The following is an 18975-nucleotide window of genomic DNA, read 5'->3' as shown; positions in this document are numbered from 1 at the left end:
GCGGCCGCCGCGAAGCGTCGGAAGGAGCGCGGCCCGCTAGTTCCCCAGGTGCCCTGCCGCCGTGCTGCGGCCGTCCTCGTATCCACCGTTCGCAGCATCCTTCGCCGAGCTGAACGCACCACTGTCCGAAATTCCTTCCTGCTTCCCCCACGCCTGGATGAGGTCGTTGGTGCCGTCCTTGCCGGCCGAGTAGTTCTCGCTGGATTCCTTGTCGCCCTGTTCCTCGGCGGCGTCGGTGACATCCTTGACCCACTCGAACTTGGCGGTGTCGACGATGGCTCCGGCGGCCGAGCCCGCGAAGGGGATCTCGCCGACGATGCTGTTGACGCCGTTCGCCGAGTACTCCGCGGTCGACTCGGCCCACTTGACCTTGTCGTCCTCCTTGTCGAGGTAGACATCGGCGCCGATGCCGTTGAGGGCGCCCAGCGCGGCGCCGACGTGCTTCGACCGGTGGTCCCAGTCCGAGCTCTGGCCGTGCGTGGGGTCACCCGTGTACGCGGGAGCGTCGGCGAGCTCCTTGGCGGAGAAGGACCGCTCCGCTTCGTAGATCAGGGCGAAGGACTCCGGGTCGTCCGCGATGCCGCGCATCACGCGGATGAGGCTTCCCTGCGAAACCGCCATGTGGGAGTTGTCGCCGGACCCGATGATGTCGTCCTTGCCCCTGCTCAGGCCGTACTCGGGGTTCTCGCCGTTGAGGATCACATGGGTGTCGTTGACGTAGTCCGCCAGGGCGTGCGCCATGGGCTTCTGGAGGTTCTTCAGGTCCTCGGGGAACTCGGCCCCGCCGCTGTCCTTGTCGAGGAACGCGACCGCGTTGTGCATCACGCGTGCCTGGCCCTCGGTGTGCGCCCCCACGTCCCCGAGCTTCTCGCCCGGGGCGTGCCCGGTCGCCGCCGCCTGGATGGCCGCGCCGAGGCCCTCCGCCTTGGTCGGGTTCGGCAGCTCCGTGACATGGCCCGGGGCCGACATCCACGGGTCGACCCACTTGCGGTCGGTGAGCAGGTACTCCAGGTGGTTGTTGCCGTTGCCCGGCGCCTTCGGGTCCAGGAAGTACTCCGCGTCCCCCGGATCCCGGCTCATGATCTTGAGCAGGCCGTCCACGGGGTCGTGCATGAGGTTCGGACGCTGGCCGTCGAAGTGGTGCGCCCAGATGTTCTCCCTGTCCTTCTCGACCTTGATCATGTCGCTGCCGATCTCGTTGAGGAACTCCTTGCCGTAGTCCCCCTTCCCCTGCGACATCAGCGTGACCAGGTGCTGGTACCCGTGCGACGGCCTCAGGTTGCCCGTGATGTTGTCGTCGCCGATGGCCTTGAGCCCGTCGACGAACGGCCGGTACGCGGGGCTGTTCGGGTCCTTCGTGCCGGAGGCGATCGTGTCGGCCAGACCGGCGTTGATCGAGTTGTAGAGCTTCTTGTCCGCGTCCGAGATCCCCCGCTCGGCCGCCGCAAGGCTCATCTCGTCAGCGATCTTCAGCGTGTCCTTGGCCCCCAGGGCGTTCAGATACGCCTCACTGAAGTGCTTGTCGTCCGAGTTGTCCTTCAGCAGGTCCCGGTAGTGCTCCAGCTCCTGCTTCGACGCCTTGCCCTCGCGGACCTTCTCCGAGAGCGCCAGCGCCTCCACGGCCTCCACGTCGCCGACCGGCTTGGAGTTGAAGCCCAGGGGCGCCGTGCCGTCCGCGCCCGACGCGTTCATCAGGGCGACCTTGACGTCCGCGTCGAAGTCCGTGACCGCCTTCACCGCGTCGTTGATCTTCCGCGTGTACGACATCTCGACCTCACGCAGGTCGGGGTCGTGGCGGATGGTGTAGGCCTCCTTGGCGCTGACCTTGCTGAAGTCGTAGCTCGCGCTGCCGGACTCGGAGACCTTCATGCCCGCCGCGACGGCCTCGTCGACGGCCGCCTTCACCCGGCCCTTGAGCTCGGTGAAGGTGTTGTGGGCGTCCCGCAGCAGCGACTCCATGGCCAGCGCTTCCTTCTGCGCCGAGTCCAGCTCGCTGCGGGTGATGTTGAAGTTGTTCAAGCCGACAGCCTGGCTGTGGCCCGTCCAGAGCGGCCCGCCCGCCGCGATGCTCTGGACCTCCTTCTCGTACAGGTCCTCGACCTTCTTGAACTTCTCCGCCATGCTCTTCCAGCCGTCGGCGGCGGTGTTCAGCTTGGTCAAGGAGGTCTGCATGATCTCCTGGTACGTCGGCACCGCGTTCCCCCTAGATTCCCGAAACCTTGGACTGCGCCGGGGCGAAGCCCGCCCCCGTCACGATGTCGTTGCTGCGGAACAGCGTCGACGTGTTCCGCAAGGCGACCTTCTCCGAGTCCAGCCGCGCCATCAGCCGCTTCACCTGGCTGTCCCAGTGCTCGTGGGCCTTCTTCAGGCCGGCGGCCGTGTCCCAGCCCTTGAATTCGGTGACGGCGCCGTTGGTGCCCTCGTCGGCGGCGTCGGCGGCCGACTTCACGTCCGGCTGGATGTGGTTCTCGATGGTGTTGGCGGCCTTCTTCTTCCGTTCCGGCGTGGTCGCCAGGTCCGGGCTGCCCGGGCCGCCGCCCTGGTCGGCGGGGACCTGGTTGAGCTGCATGCTCGACGACTGGCGCTCGATCGCGGCGCTCTTGTCCTGGGCCCACTCGTCTTGGAACGACATTCGACTCCCCCTCGCTGGATCTGGATTACGGCGATGTTTGCAGTTTCGAAGTGCCCACGTCCATGCAGTACTCCATGTCCGTCGACAACCTGACCGGCGGCCTCACATCCCCGGCATCCGGCCGGTCTGCACCAGCGACGCGGCGCCCCGGCGCGACACGAAGTACCCGCGTCCCGCCGGCAGCGGACGCGGACGCGCGTTGCCGAGCAGATCGCCCTCGTTCGGGTCGCCGGACAGGACGACACCCTGGGCGCCGAGCTCCTTGATGCGCTGCATGAACGCCTCGTACATGGAGCGCGAGGCGCCCGCCGTGTTGCGCGCGATGATGAAACGGACGCCCGTGTCACGGGCGAAGGGCAGGTACTCCGCCAGCGCCGCCAGCGGATTGCCGGAGCTCGTCGCCACCAGGTCGTAGTCGTCCACGATGATGAAGACCTGCGGCCCCGACCACCAGCTGCGGTCCCGCAGCTGCTGCGGGGTCACGTCCTGCGGCGGCTGGCGGCGCGAGAACACGCCCGCCAGGGCCTCCATGTGCATCTGCATCGAGCTCGCCATCGGCGCGTACTCAAGGAGGTGCTCCTCCGGCAGCGCGCCGAGCAGCGCGCGGCGGTAGTCGCCGACGACGAACTTCGCCTCGTCGGGGGAGTACCGCTCCGCGATCTGCTTCGCGATCAGGCGCAGCAGGTTCGTCTTGCCGGACTCGCTCTCGCCGAAGATCAGGAAGAACGGATCCGTGTCGAAGTTGACGAACACCGGCTCCAGCCGCGTCTCGTCGATGCCGATCGCGACGCCGTGCTGCGGGAACTCGAAGCCCTTCGGCAGCTGGTCCGCGGGCACCTTGTGCGGCAGCAGCCGCACACCGGGCGCGGCCGGACCGTTCCAGGCGGTGCGCACGGCCTCCACGAAGGCCGCCGTGCCCTCCGCGAGGTCCCCGGCGGATCCCGACCCGTCGATGCGCGGCAGCCCGCCCATGAAGTGCAGCTTCTCCGGCACCTGCCCGCGGCCGGGCACCCCGGTGGGAACGTTGGCCGCGACCTTCCGGTCGAACTCCGAGTCCATGACGTCACCGAGGCGCAGTTCCAGACGGCTCAGCATCTGGTCCTTGATGGCGGCGCGGACCTCCATGTAGCGGGCGGCGGTGATGACGACGTGGATGCCGTAGCCGAGACCGCGCGCGGCGATGTCGGAGACGACTCCCTCGAGCATGTCGTACTCGTTGCGGAAGCCGCCCCAGCCGTCGATGACGAGGAAGACGTCTCCCCAGGCCTCGCCCGGCAGTTCACCCGCGGCCCGCTTGCGGCGGTAGGTGGTGATCGAGTCGATGGAGTGCGCCCGGAAGAACTCCTCGCGCCGGTTCAGCACGCCCAGGACCTCCGCGACCGTCCGCCGCACCCGCTCGGGGTCCAGCCGGGACGCGACCCCGCCGACGTGCGGCAGGTCGGCCAGCGACACCATGCCGCCACCGCCGAAGTCCAGCGCGTAGAACTGCACCTCTTGCGGGGTGTGGGTGAGCGCGAACGAGGAGATCAGCGTCCGCATCAGCGTCGACTTGCCGGACTGCGGGCCGCCGACGACCATCATGTGACCGGCCGCGCCGGAGAAGTCCCGGTAGAGCACCTCGCGCCGCTGCTCGAAGGGCTTGTCGATCAGGCCCAGCGGCACGGTCAGCCCGCCGGGGCGCGTGTACTCGGTGGCCGTCAGCCCCCGGTCCGCGGTCTGCGCGAGCCCCGGCAGCAGCTGGTCGAGCGACGGCGCCTGGTCCAGCGGCGGCAGCCACACCTGGTGGGCGGGCACGCCCTGTCCCTCCAGGCGGCGCACGATGACGTCGAGGACGGTGTCCGCGAGCGCGTCGTCCTCCTCCTCGCGCCGGGCCGTCAGGTACGCCGGGTCCGGCGCCGCGTACACCACCGGCACCGGGGTCGCCGTGAAGAGCGCGGGCCGCCGCTCGATCGGCAGCTGCCCGGCCGTCAGCCGGGGCCCGCCGGTGCGGTACGTGCCGGAGACGTACGCCGCCTTGAAGCGGGTCATCTCGTCCGTGCCGAACTTCAGGTATCCCGAACCGGGCACCGACGGCAGGTGGTAGGCGTCCGGGACACCGATGGCCGTCCTCGACTCGGCCGCCGAGAACGTCCGCAGACCGATCCGGTACGAGAGGTACGTGTCGAGGCCGCGGAGCTTGCCCTCCTCCAGTCGCTGCGAGGCGAGCAGCAGGTGCACACCCAGGGAGCGGCCGATGCGGCCGATCTGGATGAACATGTCGATGAAGTCCGGCTTGGCGGTCAGCAGCTCGGAGAACTCGTCGATCACCAGGACCAGCGACGCCAGCGGTTCGAGCGGCGCGCCGGCCGCCCTGGCCTTCTCGTAGTCGTGGATGTTGGCGTAGTTGCCCGCCGAGCGCAGCAGTTCCTGTCGGCGCTGGAGCTCACCGCGGATCGCGTCGCCCATGCGGTCGACCAGCGTGAGGTCGTCGGCGAGGTTGGTGATGACGGCCGCGACGTGCGGCATCTGCGACATGCCGGCGAAGGTGGCACCACCCTTGAAGTCCGCGAGGACGAAGTTCAGCGTCTCCGAGGAGTGCGTCACCGCCAGACCGAGGACCAGGGTGCGCAGCAGCTCCGACTTGCCGGAGCCGGTCGCGCCCACGCACAGCCCGTGCGGGCCCATACCCTCCTGCGCGGCCTCCTTCAGGTCGAGCATGACCGGCTCGCCGGCCTCGCCCACACCGATCGGCACCCGCAGCCGCTCGGCCACCGAACGCGGCCGCCAGGTGCGCGCCACGTCCACCGACGCGGCGTCGCCGAGGTTCAGCAGGTCCGTGAAGTCCAGGTTGGCCAGCAGCGGTTCGTCGTCGTCCCCGCCGCCCATCCGCAGCGGCGCCAGCTGCCGCGCCAGCGCCTCGGCGGCCGGCAGCGAGATCCCGTCCGGCACGCCCTCGTAGGCGAAACCGCCGCCCGATTCCAGACGCAGCCGCCCCGGCCGCACCACCACCGACAGGCCACCGCGCGGCTCGTCGAGTTCACCGGAGACCACCTCGACGATGGTCACGCCCTGCACGCCCTCCGGGGCCGCGAAGAGCGAGTCCGGCGGCACCATCCCGCCGTCCAGCACCACCACGACGTGCGGCTGGTCCAGCACCGGCTGGCTGTCGCGGCTGAACCGCGGACGCCCGTCGACCCGGGGGCGGAGCCACTGCTCCAGCTCGCCGAGGTCGTCACCGAACAGCCGCCTGCTGCCCGCCCCGTCGACCTGCCCGAGCACCTGCGCGTGCGGCAGCCACTTCGTCCAGTCCCAGCGTTCCTGCGCGCCCCGCGCCGCGACCACCGCGAGCATCATGTCGTCGGGGGAGTGCAGCGTCACGAGCTGGGAGACCAGAGCGCGCGCCGCGGCCTGGGCCGCCTCCGGCTCACCGGAGATCGTCACGTGGTAGAAGGCGCGCATCGAGACCGCCATCGGCAGCCCGTCCAACGACCCGTGCACGGCCAGGAACTGCTGCATCGCACCGGCGCACAGCGGCTCCAGCTCGTCGACCGGAGCGGTGTCGGGCGCGGCCAGCGGCGTCGCCAGCTGCTGCGCGCCGAGCCCGACGCGCACCTGCCCGAAGTCGGTGTCGCCGACCCGGCGTTCCCAGACCCGCGAGCCCTCGGCGACCACCGACCACAACTGCTCGGGGGAGGGGTGCAGATACAGCTGCGCGTCGCGCTGCTTACGCGCCGTGCGCCGGACCGTCCGCCGGGTCTGCGCGAGGTATTTGAGGTAGTCGCGCCGGACATCGGCAATTTGCCCCTGCGTACCCCGACGGAAGCGCACCAGCTGGGCGATCACCATGCCGACCGTCGAGACCAGCATCAGGATGCCCATGATGCGCATGAACGGATGAGCGCCCGGCATGAAGAAGAACACCACCGACGACCCCATGCCGAGCATGGGCAGGAGCTGCATCAACATGCCCTCCTGCTGACCTCTCGGCAGCTCGGGCGGAGGCTCCAGGACCAGTTCCTCGCTGGGCACTTCCGGAGGAAGGGACCTCGGCGGGCGTTTGACGACGATCTGGCTCACCGGCGCATCAATCCCTCGTTACGGGCCGACTTCGTGCGGGAGTTCCGCACCGGCGCCCCCGTCGAAAGCACTGGTCCATGGATCCCCCCAGGGACGCGATCCTACGTGCAGCGACCGACACCCGTCCCCGGTAGGGTGGCCCGCGCATCGTGCGCAACCGCGAATCAGGGGGTCCAGACAGTGAGTACGACCGCAGCGACCGGCTTCTGCCGCGTCACCGTCGTGGCGCCGGACAGCCGCATCGACGTCGCACTCCCCGAGGACATCGCGGTCGCCGACGTCTATCCGGAGATCCTGCGGCTCACCGGCCAGACCCAGGCCGCCGGCGCTCCCACCGGCTACCACCTGGTCCGCCGCGACGGATCGGTCCTCGACGGCGCCCGCACCCTGGCGGGCCAGCAGGTCCTCGACGGGGAGGTGCTCTCGCTGCGCCCCTTCGCCCAGTCGCTGCCGCCCGCCGTCTTCGACGACGTCTCCGACGCCGTCGCCTCCGCCGTCACCCGCGACCGGCACCTGTGGAGCGACGACCTGCTGCGCGGCGCGGGACTCGTCGGCGGGGTCCTGCTGCTGGTCCTCATGGGCTTCGTGCTGTGGTTCGCCGACCCGGTCCGCCACGACATGCACAGCCTGCCCGGCGTCGTCGCCGGCGCGGCGGGCGTCCTGCTGACCGCCTTCGCCGGAGTCCGCGCCCGGGTCTACGCCGACCGGGCCACCGCCGTCGCCCTCGGTCTCGGCGCCCTGCCGCTGCTGCTGATCGCGGGCTCCGGGATCATCGGCCCCGACGCGGGGCAGGGCCCCGGACGCCTCCAGTTCCTGCTCGGCTGCGTCACCGTCCTGGTCGCCTCCGTCACCCTGGTCGCGCTCACCCCCAGCGGAGACGCGCCCTTCGTCGCCGCGACCTTCCTGGCCGCCGTCGGCACCCTCGCGACGTTCCTCGCGATCCTCACCGAGGCCTCCGCCACCGCGACCGCCTCCGTCTGCGCGCCGGTCGCCATCGGTCTCGTCGCCTTCCTGCCCGGCCTGTCGGCCCGCTTCGCCCGGCTCCCCATCGGCTACGCAGCGCCGCGCAGCGCCGCGGACGACGACTTCCACGCCGACCCCGCCCAGCCCTCCGCCGAGGAGGCCCAGCCCGTCGACGGCGAGCGCATCGCCCTCCAGGCCCGCCGCGGCCACGAGATGCTGCTCGGCCTGGTCGGGGGCTGCGCCGCGGTCGTCGTCGGATCGGCCGCCGTCCTCGGCTTCGCGGGCAACGTCTGGGGCCAGCTCCTCGCCCTGGCGGCCGGCCTCGCGATGCTGCTGCGCGCCCGGCTCTTCCGCTACACCTCGCAGGTCGCCTGCGTCCTGGTCGCCGGCATCGCCGCGATCGCCCTGCTGATTCTCGGCCTCTCCCTGAACCCGCCGGCCGACCTGGTCAAGGACCTCCTGATCTACGGGGACCGCGGCGGTCTGGACATCCGTACGATCTGGCTCACCGCGGCCGTCGCCGCCGGCGCCGCCCTGCTCACCGCCATCGGCCTGATCATCCCCAGGAAGGGCCTCTCGCCGTTCTGGGGCCGGCTGCTCGACCTTGCCGAGAGTTTCGTCCTGCTCTCCCTGGTCCCGCTCTGCCTGGCCGTCCTCGACGTCTTCATGGCGGCCCGCTCCCTCACCAGTAAGTAGGACAGGGCCCGCACCGGCGGGCAGGGAGAGCGCAAGGGGGCCCGGGCGGGGCGCCTCCCCCGGGCTGGTACGCTGGGTGACGGCCGTTTGTGTACGCGTTCCCGGAGTCGACCCGGATCCCCGGATCAGGACCTCCTCTGGAAGCTGCGCCCATCGGACCTTCGCCTGGCGAGTCACCGAAGCTCCCCTGAGACCAAGACCAGGGGCACTCGTCGGCGCACGAACACCAAGAGGAGTACCGAGTGTCTCTCGACGCCGCTACGAAGAAGCAGATCATGGCCGAGTTCGGCACCAAGGAGGGCGACACCGGCTCCCCCGAGGTCCAGGTCGCGATGCTCTCCCGCCGCATCTCGGACCTGACCGAGCACCTCAAGCAGCACAAGCACGACCACCACTCCCGTCGTGGTCTGCTGATCCTGGTCGGCCAGCGCCGCCGCCTGCTGCAGTACCTGGCCAAGAAGGACATCCAGCGCTTCCGTGCGCTGGTCGACCGCCTCGGCATCCGCCGCGGTGCGGCCGGCGGCGCCAAGTAAGACGCCGTGAAGGGAGCGGTTCCCACCTTTAGGGGGCCGCTCCCTTTGCTGTACGTGCGCGATGTGCCGACCGGCACTTAGTCTGGTCACACAACGCCACACACGAGCGAGAAGCCGCCGGCCCGCCGCCGGTCCTCGGTAGTGGCGCCCGGACCCCATATCCCCGGGTGCTTCGATCGAAGACCGGCCCGCACCGAAGGTGCGCTTCTCCTCCATGACCGTCCCCGGCCACACGGGCCGACGGACGAAAAGACGAACACGTAGGAGAAACCCATAGTGGAGAACGAGACCCACTACGCCGAAGCCGTCATCGACAACGGCACGTTCGGCACCCGCACCATCCGCTTCGAGACGGGCCGCCTGGCCAAGCAGGCCGCCGGCTCCGCCGTCGCGTACCTGGACGACGACACGATGGTCCTCTCGGCCACCACCGCGTCCAAGAAGCCCAAGGACCAGCTCGACTTCTTCCCCCTGACGGTGGACGTCGAGGAGCGGATGTACGCGGCCGGCAAGATCCCCGGCTCCTTCTTCCGCCGTGAGGGCCGGCCCTCCGAGGACGCGATCCTCACCTGCCGCCTGATCGACCGGCCGCTGCGCCCCTCCTTCAAGAAGGGCCTGCGCAACGAGATCCAGATCGTCGAGACGATCATGGCGCTCAACCCCGACCACCTCTACGACGTGGTCGCCATCAACGCCGCCTCCTGCTCCACGCAGCTGGCCGGCCTGCCCTTCTCCGGCCCGATCGGCGGCACCCGTGTCGCGCTGATCAAGGGCCAGTGGGTCGCGTTCCCGACGCACACCGAGCTCGAGGACGCCGTCTTCGACATGGTCGTCGCCGGTCGCGTCCTCGAGGACGGCGACGTCGCGATCATGATGGTCGAGGCCGAGGCCACCGAGAAGACCATCGAGCTCGTCAAGGGCGGCGCCGAGGCGCCGACCGAGGAGGTCGTCGCCGCCGGTCTCGAGGCCGCGAAGCCCTTCATCAAGGTCCTGTGCAAGGCCCAGTCGGACCTCGCCGCCAAGGCCGCCAAGCCCACCGGCGAGTTCCCGGTCTTCCTCGACTACCAGGACGACGTCCTGGAGGCCCTCACCGCCGCGGTCAGGAGCGAGCTCGCCCAGGCGCTCACCATCGCCGGCAAGCAGGAGCGCGAGACCGAGCTCGACCGCATCAAGGAGCTCGCCGCCGAGAAGCTCCTCCCGGCCTTCGAAGGCCGCGAGAAGGAGATCTCCGGCGCCTACCGCGCGCTGACCAAGAAGCTGGTCCGCGAGCGGATCATCAAGGACAAGGTCCGCATCGACGGCCGCGGCATCACGGACATCCGTACGCTCGCCGCCGAGGTCGAGGCCATCCCGCGCGTGCACGGCTCGGCGCTGTTCGAGCGTGGCGAGACCCAGATCCTGGGCGTCACCACCCTCAACATGCTCCGCATGGAGCAGCAGCTGGACACCCTCTCCCCGGTGACCCGCAAGCGCTACATGCACAACTACAACTTCCCGCCGTACTCCGTCGGCGAGACCGGCCGCGTGGGCTCGCCCAAGCGCCGCGAGATCGGCCACGGCGCGCTCGCCGAGCGCGCCATCGTGCCGGTGCTGCCGACGCGCGAGGAGTTCCCCTACGCGATCCGCCAGGTGTCCGAGGCCCTCGGCTCCAACGGCTCGACGTCCATGGGCTCGGTCTGCGCCTCCACCATGTCGCTGCTGAACGCCGGTGTGCCGCTCAAGGCCCCCGTCGCCGGTATCGCCATGGGCCTGATCTCCGAGGAGATCGACGGCAAGACCCACTACGTCGCCCTCACGGACATCCTCGGCGCCGAGGACGCGTTCGGCGACATGGACTTCAAGGTCGCCGGTACGAAGACCTTCGTCACCGCGCTCCAGCTCGACACCAAGCTCGACGGCATCCCCGCCTCGGTCCTGGCCGCCGCGCTGAAGCAGGCCCGTGACGCGCGTCTGCACATCCTCGACGTGATGAACGAGGCGATCGACGTTCCGGACGAGATGTCCCCGAACGCGCCGCGCATCATCACCGTCAAGATCCCGGTGGACAAGATCGGTGAGGTCATCGGCCCCAAGGGCAAGATGATCAACCAGATCCAGGAGGACACCGGCGCCGACATCACGATCGAGGACGACGGCACCATCTACATCGGTGCCGCCCAGGGCTCGCAGGCCGAGGCCGCCCGCGCCACGATCAACGGCATCGCCAACCCGACCATGCCGGAGGTCGGCGAGCGCTACCTGGGTACGGTCGTCAAGACCACCACCTTCGGTGCCTTCGTCTCCCTGATGCCCGGCAAGGACGGTCTGCTGCACATCTCGCAGATCCGCAAGCTCGCCGGTGGCAAGCGCGTGGAGAACGTCGAGGACGTGCTCGCGGTCGGCGCCAAGGTGCAGGTCGAGATCGCCGAGATCGACCAGCGCGGCAAGCTCTCCCTCGTCCCCGTCATGGCGGACGACGAGAACGCCGCGGAGGACAAGAAGGACGACACCGACCAGTGACGTCCCGTAGTTCCGCGACGACGGCCCGCCCCTCTTCGGAGGGGCGGGCCGTCGCCCGTACCCAAACGCTTCTCCCGGGCAAGGACGGCATCGGCACGGTCCGCCGCACGACCCTCCCCGGCGGCCTGCGCATCGTCACCGAGACCCTGCCGTCCGTACGCTCCGCCACCTTCGGCATCTGGGCGAACGTCGGCTCCCGCGACGAGACGCCCACCCTCAACGGCGCCACGCACTACCTCGAGCACCTCCTCTTCAAGGGCACCGGCCGACGCAGCGCCCTCGACATCTCCGCCGCGCTCGACGCGGTCGGCGGCGAGATGAACGCCTTCACGGCGAAGGAGTACACCTGCTACTACGCGCGGGTCCTCGACACCGACCTGCCGCTGGCGATCGACGTGGTGTGCGACATGCTCACCGGCTCGCTGATCCTCCAGGAGGACGTGGACGCCGAGCGCGGCGTCATCCTCGAGGAGATCGCGATGACCGAGGACGACCCGGGCGACGTCGTGCACGACCTCTTCGCGCAGACGATGTTCGGCGACACCCCCCTGGGCCGCCCCGTGCTCGGCACCGTCGACACCATCAACGCCCTCGACCGGGGCCGGATCGCCCGCTTCTACAAGAAGCACTACGACCCGACCCACCTGGTCGTCGCGGCCGCGGGCAACGTCGACCACGCCACGGTGGTACGCCAGGTCCGCCGCGCCTTCGAGAAGGCCGGCGCCCTCACCCGCACCGACGCGGTCCCCGTCGGCCCCCGTGAGGGCCGGCGCACCATCCGCACCGCCGGACGCGTCGAGCACCTCGGGCGCAAGACCGAGCAGGCCCACGTGGTCCTCGGCATGCCGGGCCTGCCCCGCACGGACGAGCGCCGCTGGGCACTCGGCGTCCTCAACACCGCGCTCGGCGGCGGCATGTCCTCCCGGCTCTTCCAGGAGGTCCGGGAGAAGCGCGGACTGGCCTACAGCGTGTACTCGTACACCTCCGGGTTCGCCGACTGCGGGCTCTTCGGCGTCTATGCCGGCTGCCGCCCGAACCAGATCCACGACGTGCTCGGGATCTGCCGGGACGAGCTGGACAAGGTGGCCTCCGAGGGCCTGACCGACGACGAGATCGGCCGCGCGATCGGCCAGCTCTCCGGCTCGACCGTCCTCGGCCTGGAGGACACCGGCGCGCTGATGAACCGCATCGGCAAGAGCGAGCTGTGCTGGGGCAGCCAGATGTCCGTGGACGACATGCTCGCCCGGATCGCCGCGGTCACCCCCGACGAGGTCCGGGAGGTCGCCCGCGAGGTGCTCGGCCGGCGCCCCTCGCTGTCCGTCATCGGGCCGCTGAAGGACAAGCAGGCGGCACGCCTGCACGAATCCGTCTCCTAGAGAGAGTTTCAGAGCAATGAGCAAGCTGCGCGTGGCGGTCCTCGGAGCCCAGGGCCGTATCGGTTCCGAGGCCGTACGGGCCGTCGAGGCCGCCGAGGACATGGAACTGGTGGCGGCCCTCGGCCGGGGCGACAAGCTGGAGACCCTCGCCGAGGCGGGCGCCCAGGTCGCCGTCGAGCTGACCACCCCGGCCTCGGTGATGGACAACCTCGCCTACTGCGTGAGCCACGGCATCCACGCGGTCGTCGGCACCACCGGCTGGACCGAGGAGCGCCTCGCGCAGCTGCGGACCTGGCTCGCCGCCTCCCCGGAGACCGGCGTGCTCATCGCGCCGAACTTCTCCATCGGCGCCGTCCTGACCATGAGGTTCGCCCAGATCGCCGCCCCGTACTTCGAGTCGGTCGAGGTCGTCGAGCTGCACCACCCGAACAAGGTCGACGCCCCCAGCGGCACGGCGACCCGTACCGCCCAGCTGATCGCCGCGGCCCGCGCCGAGGCCGGCCTCGGCGCCCAGCCGGACGCCACCGCGACCGCCCTGGACGGTGCCCGCGGCGCCGACGTGGACGGCGTTCCGGTCCACGCGGTACGCCTGCGGGGCCTGCTGGCCCACCAGGAGGTGCTGCTCGGCGGTGAGGGCGAGACCCTGACCGTCCGTCACGACTCGCTGCACCACTCCAGCTTCATGCCGGGCATCCTCCTGGGCGCCCGCCGCGTGACCACCGCCCCGGGCCTCACCTTCGGCCTGGAGCACTTCCTGGACCTGGGCTGACGGCCATGGGCGGAAAGATCACGTACTTCTTCCTCGCCACCGTCCTCGTGCTCGTCTTCGGCGTGGTGGCGATGGAGGGCGTCCTGCTCATGCTGACCGGGGAACCGGCCGCGATGGGCATGGGCGCGGTGGCGTTCCTGCTGCCCGGCGTCGGCGGGTGGTTCCTCTGGAAGAACACCCTCTTCGCCCGCAGGGCGCAGCGGCTCGCGCGGGAGCTGGAGGCCGAAGGCGGCCTGCCCGTGGACGAGCTGCGGCGCACGGCGGGCGGGCGGATCGACCGTGACTCGGCCGACGAGGTGTTCGCGAAGCGCCGGGCCGAGACCGAGGACCGCCCGGACGACTGGCGCTGCTGGTTCCGGCTCGCGGTCGCCTATCACGACGCCCGCGACACCCCGCGCGCCCGCAAGGCGATGCAGCGGGCGATCGCCCTCCACGCGGGGCGCACGGTCAGCGCGTAGCCGTCACCGCGCCGTACTCGGCGTTCCACGCCTCGATCGTGTCCGCGGCGCGGTCGAACGCCTCGACGCGCGAGAGGAAGTCGGCGTTGTGGTCGGTGAGCAGGGTCAGCTGCTCACCGCCCTGCCGTACGAGGAGCAGGGCCTGACCCTGGACCGTGCGGGGCAGACCGAGCCAGCGCACCGGCTGCTGCACCGTGCGCACGGCGCCGGCCTCGCGCCACTCCAGGGTCCTCGTCGAGAAGAACCCGACGCGCCGCAGACCGTGGCGGCTCACCCAGGTGCCCACGCGCAGCATGCGCAGCGCGCAGAGGATGATCACCCCGGCCAGCGCGAAGGTGGCGCCCGCCCCGGGTACGGCTCCGGCGGCCGCGATGATCACGGCGGCGAAGAGCACGAACGACGCGAGCAGCAGCGCGAGCGCCGCGGCCCCGACCCTCCAGGGTCCTGGCCGGTACGGGCGACGCCACTGGTCGTGGTCGTCGAACGGCAGCGCGACATCGTCGGTCGCGTCAAAGGCGCGGTCGGCCGTCAGGAAGGGCAGGGGCACGACGGGTCCTCACTCACAAGCACGCTCGTAGGGGCTGTGCCCGGTGAGGCTACCCAGGGGGCCTCGACCGGGCCACCCCAGGGGGCCGTAACGATCAGCGGCCGTCGGAGGCCTCGGAGTGCTGCCGGTGGCCACCGGCAGCGCCCGACTCCATGGCGGGCATCCCGAAGAGCAGCGACCCGACGAGACCGGCCACGACGGTCAGCCCGACCAGCGTACGGCCCGCGAGCTGCGAGACGCTGAGGCGCTCCCTCGGCGGCGGAGTGACGTTACTGCGGAACCGGTCGGCCTCGGCGACGAATGAGAACGGTACGGCCTCTCGCCGGCTGAACATGGGGAAACACTCCTCGGGCTGGTGGTGGTGGGTGGTTTCACAGGTACAGACGACGAAACCGACGTCTTGGTGCCCCCTTTCCCCGAATTGACCGAAGAAAGCCGCTCAGGCGGGTGCACGGACCCGCTGTCGGCGGCTCCCCGTAAAGTGGGCGCCGCCCGTGCGACGCGATGGAAGGACACCCGCCGGTGAGCGACACCCCCGCAGAAGACCTCAAGCCCAGTTTCCGCAGCGATGTGACCGTCGAGCTGGTGAAGCACAGCGCCGCCGACTCCGACGTGCTGTGGGCGGCCCGGGTCTCCACCGCCGGTGAGCAGTCCCTCGAAGAGCTCCGGAAGGACCCCGAGCGGTCCAAGGGGCTGATCAACTACCTGATGCGCGACCGGCACGGCAGCCCGTTCGAGCACAACTCCATGACGTTCTTCATCAGCGCCCCGATCTTCGTGTTCCGCGAGTTCATGCGGCACCGCGTGGGCTGGTCGTACAACGAGGAGTCGGGCCGCTACCGCGAGCTCCAGCCGGTGTTCTACATCCCCGGACCCGAGCGCAAGCTGGTCCAGGAGGGCCGCCCGGGCAAGTACGTCTTCGTCGACGGCACCGAGGAGCAGTACAAGACGACCGGCGCCGCCATGGAGGAGGCGTACATCCAGGCGTACGAGCGCTATCAGGAGATGCTCGCCGCCGGAGTCGCCCGCGAGGTCGCCCGCGCCGTCCTGCCCGTCGGCCTCTTCTCCTCGATGTACGCCACGTGCAACGCCCGCTCGCTGATGCACTTCCTCGGACTGCGCACCCAGCACGAGCTGGCGAAGGTGCCGTCCTTCCCCCAGCGGGAGATCGAGATGGTCGGCGAGAAGATGGAAGAGCACTGGTCCCGGCTCATGCCGCTGAGCTACGACGCCTTCAACAAGAACGGCCGTGTGGCCCCATAAAGCACAGATGTGCGAACGCGTCACGCGAAGTGTCCGTATTGCGGCGTTTCACGAAGTTCATCTAGGCTGATCAAACGGACCCGGCACTGCTTGAACCCCCGAGCAGGCAGTGCCGGGCTCCTCTTCTCACGTCCCCCGAGGGGACACCGGACGCCGAGCAACGAGTAGCGTGTGACCCATGGCTCCGATCTCCACTCCGCAGACCCCCTTCGGGAGGGTCCTCACCGCCATGGTCACGCCTCTCACGGCTGACGGCGCACTCGACCTCGACGGTGCCCAGCGACTGGCCGCCCATCTGGTGGACGCAGGCAACGACGGCCTCGTCATCAACGGCACCACCGGCGAGTCCCCGACCACCAGCGACGCGGAGAAATCGGAGCTGGTCCGAGCGGTACTGGAAGCGGTCGGAGACCGCGCCCACGTCATCGCCGGCATCGGAACCAACGACACGCACCACTCCGTCGAGCTCGCCCGCACCGCCGCCCGTGACGGCGCGCACGGCCTGCTCGCCGTCACGCCGTACTACAACAAGCCCCCGCAGGAGGGCCTGTACCGGCACTTCTCGGCGATCGCCGACGCCACCGAGCTTCCGGTGATGCTCTACGACATCCCCGGCCGCAGCGGCGTCCCCATCGACACCGAGACGATCGTCCGGCTCGCCGAGAACCCCCGGATCGTCGCCAACAAGGACGCGAAGGGCGACCTCGGACGCGCCAGCTGGGCCATCGCGCGCAGCGGCCTGGCCTGGTACTCCGGCGACGACATGCTCAACCTGCCGCTGCTCTCCGTGGGAGCCTGCGGCTTCGTCTCCGTCGTCGGCCACGTCGTGACGCCCGAGCTCCGCGCCCTCCTGGACGCGTACCTCAGCGGCGACGTCCAGAAGGCCACCGAGATCCACCAGCAGCTGCTCCCGGTCTTCACCGGCATGTTCCGCACCCAGGGCGTCATCACCTCCAAGGCCGCCCTCGCCCTCCAGGGCCTCCCGGCCGGACCCTTGCGCCTGCCGCTCGTGGAGCTCTCCCCGGAGGAAACCGCCCAGCTCAAGGTCGATCTCGCCGCCGGCGGGGTACAGATCTAGCAACGGACTTCACAACTGAATATCCGGTCCGTCCGACGCGACGAGCGACATCCGACGTCCGACGAGACCGCCCGACAGACAACAGCAAGTGCACGAATGTCATGCGCGCCACGTGCCGAAGCGGTACGTGGCGCGTGTGGTGAGGAGAGTCTTTTGAGTCATCCGCATCCTGAACTCGGCGCCCCGCCGAAGCTCCCCAAGGGCGGCCTTCGCGTCACCCCGCTCGGCGGGCTCGGCGAGATCGGCCGCAACATGACGGTCTTCGAATTCGACGGCCGGCTGCTCATCGTCGACTGCGGCGTCCTCTTCCCAGAGGAGGAGCAGCCCGGCATCGACCTGATCCTGCCCGACTTCACCACGATCCGGGACCGCCTGGACCAGGTCGAGGGCATCGTGCTCACGCACGGTCACGAGGACCACATCGGCGCCGTCCCGTACCTGCTCCGGCTGAAGCCGGACATCCCGCTCATCGGCTCCAAGCTGACCCTCGCCCTGATCGAGGCGAAGCTCCAGGAGCACCGGATCCGCCCCTACACCCTCGAGGTGAAGGAGGGCGACCGGGAGAACCTGGGCCCCTTCGACTGCGAGTTCATCGCGGTCAACCACTCCATCCCGGACGCGCTCGCGGTCGCCATCCGCACCCCCGCGGGCATGGTCGTCGCCACCGGCGACTTCAAGATGGACCAGCTCCCGATGGACGGCCGGCTCACCGACCTCCACGCCTTCGCGCGGCTCAGCGAGGAGGGCATCGACCTCCTCCTGTCCGACTCGACGAACGCCGAGGTCCCGGGCTTCGTCCCGCCGGAGAAGGACATCTCCAACGTCCTTCGGAACGTCTTCGCGAACGCCCAGAAGCGCATCATCGTGGCCAGCTTCGCCAGCCACGTGCACCGCATCCAGCAGATCCTCGACGCGGCCCACGAGTACGGCCGCCGCGTGGCCTTCGTCGGCCGCTCGATGGTCCGCAACATGGGCATCGCCCGTGACCTGGGCTATCTGCGGGTCCCTGCCGGCCTGGTCGTCGACGTGAAGACCCTCGACGACCTCCCGGACGACGAGGTCGTGCTCGTCTGCACGGGTTCGCAGGGCGAGCCGATGGCGGCCCTGTCCCGGATGGCCAACCGCGACCACCAGATCCGGATCGTCCAGGGCGACACCGTGATCCTGGCGTCCTCGCTCATCCCGGGTAACGAGAACGCGGTCTACCGCGTGATCAACGGCCTGAGCCGCTGGGGCGCCAACGTCATCCACAAGGGCAACGCCAAGGTCCACGTCTCGGGCCACGCCTCGGCCGGCGAGCTCCTGTACTTCTACAACATCTGCAAGCCGAAGAACCTCATGCCGGTCCACGGCGAATGGCGCCATCTGCGCGCCAACGCCGAGCTCGGCGCGATGACGGGCGTCCCGAAGGACCGCATCGTCATCGCGGAGGACGGCGTCGTCGTCGACCTGGTCGACGGCAAGGCCAAGATCGTCGGCAAGGTCCAGGCCGGCTACGTCTACGTCGACGGCCTCTCGGTCGGCGACGTCACGGAGGTCCACCTCAAGGACCGCCGCATCCTCGGGGACGAGGGCATCATCTCGGTCTTCGTCGTGGTGGACGCCTCGACCGGCAAGATCGTCAGCGGTCCGAACATCCACGCCCGCGGCTCCGGCATCGAGGACTCGGCGTTCAGCGCCGTGGTCCCCAAGGTCGAGGAGGCGCTCAACAAGTCCGCCCAGGACGGCGTGGTCGAGCCGCACCAGCTCCAGCAGCTCATCCGCCGCTCGGTCGGCAAGTGGGTCTCGGACACCTACCGCAGGCGTCCGATGATCCTCCCGGTGGTCGTCGAGGTCTGACCCTCGACCCCCCAACCAGGAGCGGGGCGCCTCGATTTGCATCGGGGCGCCCCGCTCCAGTACGTTTACGGCTCCGCCTGAACGGGAAGCCCGGCACCTCCGTGTGCACGAACGGGTGAACCGGGAGGGGCGGGAATTCCGACTCAGAAGTTCTGATAAAGTCGGAGCCGCCGGAAAGGAAAGCGCGAAAGCGAATTCCTGGAAGGTGAAACCCGCTCCAGCGGGTGGCGGAAACGGAAATCGGATCTGCTAAGCTGGAAACACGA

General features: G+C 69.9%; 14 protein-coding genes. 9 read left to right on the top strand and 5 right to left on the bottom strand.

Annotated features, from left to right (window positions below; translation table 11 throughout):
- Positions 1-36 precede the first annotated feature (36 nt).
- The 3 genes from AB0K65_RS28530 to eccCa form a co-directional block, all read right to left on the bottom strand.
- Positions 37-2172 (bottom strand): hypothetical protein, encoded by a 2136-nt coding sequence (locus AB0K65_RS28530; RefSeq protein ID WP_365721471.1) that lies wholly within the window; start codon positions 2170-2172, stop codon positions 37-39.
- 31 nt (positions 2173-2203) lie between these two features.
- Positions 2204-2632, bottom strand: coding sequence for a hypothetical protein (locus AB0K65_RS28525; RefSeq protein ID WP_365721469.1), 429 nt, complete (start codon positions 2630-2632; stop codon positions 2204-2206).
- Positions 2633-2734: 102 nt separating this feature from the next.
- Complete coding sequence (gene eccCa / locus AB0K65_RS28520; protein WP_365721467.1) at positions 2735-6688, bottom strand: type VII secretion protein EccCa; 3954 nt, start codon at positions 6686-6688, stop codon at positions 2735-2737.
- 180 nt (positions 6689-6868) lie between these two features.
- On the opposite strand from eccCa, the gene eccD reads away from it, so the two are divergent.
- From eccD to AB0K65_RS28490, 6 genes are all read left to right on the top strand, one after another.
- Positions 6869-8347, top strand: coding sequence for a type VII secretion integral membrane protein EccD (eccD, locus tag AB0K65_RS28515; protein WP_365721465.1), 1479 nt, complete (start codon positions 6869-6871; stop codon positions 8345-8347).
- A 242-nt stretch (positions 8348-8589) separates the two neighbouring features.
- Positions 8590-8880, top strand: a complete 291-nt coding sequence (gene rpsO, locus AB0K65_RS28510) for a 30S ribosomal protein S15 (RefSeq protein ID WP_158991116.1) — start codon at positions 8590-8592, stop codon at positions 8878-8880.
- Positions 8881-9156: 276 nt separating this feature from the next.
- Positions 9157-11379, top strand: a complete 2223-nt coding sequence (locus AB0K65_RS28505) for a polyribonucleotide nucleotidyltransferase (protein WP_365721462.1) — start codon at positions 9157-9159, stop codon at positions 11377-11379.
- Positions 11376-12755, top strand: a complete 1380-nt coding sequence (locus AB0K65_RS28500) for a pitrilysin family protein (protein WP_365721460.1) — start codon at positions 11376-11378, stop codon at positions 12753-12755. Before AB0K65_RS28505 ends, AB0K65_RS28500 begins: the two co-directional genes overlap by 4 nt.
- A 16-nt stretch (positions 12756-12771) precedes the next feature.
- Positions 12772-13524 (top strand): 4-hydroxy-tetrahydrodipicolinate reductase, encoded by a 753-nt coding sequence (dapB, locus tag AB0K65_RS28495; protein ID WP_365721458.1) that lies wholly within the window; start codon positions 12772-12774, stop codon positions 13522-13524.
- A gap of 5 nt (positions 13525-13529) precedes the next feature.
- Complete coding sequence (locus tag AB0K65_RS28490) at positions 13530-13982, top strand: hypothetical protein (protein WP_365721456.1); 453 nt, start codon at positions 13530-13532, stop codon at positions 13980-13982.
- Here AB0K65_RS28490 and AB0K65_RS28485 read toward each other — a convergent pair.
- Both AB0K65_RS28485 and AB0K65_RS28480 read right to left on the bottom strand, forming a co-directional pair.
- Positions 13972-14529 (bottom strand): hypothetical protein, encoded by a 558-nt coding sequence (locus AB0K65_RS28485; protein WP_365721454.1) that lies wholly within the window; start codon positions 14527-14529, stop codon positions 13972-13974. The two genes, AB0K65_RS28490 and AB0K65_RS28485, sit on opposite strands and share 11 nt — an antisense overlap.
- 94 nt (positions 14530-14623) lie before the next feature.
- Positions 14624-14863, bottom strand: coding sequence for a hypothetical protein (locus AB0K65_RS28480; RefSeq protein WP_365721452.1), 240 nt, complete (start codon positions 14861-14863; stop codon positions 14624-14626).
- A gap of 188 nt (positions 14864-15051) precedes the next feature.
- Between AB0K65_RS28480 and thyX the strand changes: the two genes are divergently transcribed.
- The 3 genes from thyX (at position 15052) to AB0K65_RS28465 (ending at position 18709) form a co-directional block, all read left to right on the top strand.
- Positions 15052-15792 (top strand): FAD-dependent thymidylate synthase, encoded by a 741-nt coding sequence (gene thyX / locus AB0K65_RS28475; RefSeq protein WP_365721450.1) that lies wholly within the window; start codon positions 15052-15054, stop codon positions 15790-15792.
- Positions 15793-15970: 178 nt separating this feature from the next.
- Positions 15971-16870 carry a 4-hydroxy-tetrahydrodipicolinate synthase gene (dapA, locus tag AB0K65_RS28470; protein ID WP_365721448.1) on the top strand — a complete coding sequence of 300 codons (900 nt, stop codon included), beginning with the start codon at positions 15971-15973 and terminating at the stop codon, positions 16868-16870.
- 153 nt (positions 16871-17023) lie between these two features.
- A complete protein-coding gene (locus tag AB0K65_RS28465; RefSeq protein ID WP_365721446.1) occupies positions 17024-18709 on the top strand; it encodes a ribonuclease J in 1686 nt (561 codons plus the stop codon).
- Positions 18710-18975 lie beyond the last annotated feature (266 nt).

The sequence above is a fragment of the Streptomyces sp. NPDC053755 genome (assembly GCF_040677675.1).
In the GTDB taxonomy this organism is placed as follows: domain Bacteria; phylum Actinomycetota; class Actinomycetes; order Streptomycetales; family Streptomycetaceae; genus Streptomyces.
The sequence above is the reverse complement of the archived record's forward strand: the minus strand, read 5'-3'. Positions and strand labels throughout refer to the sequence as shown.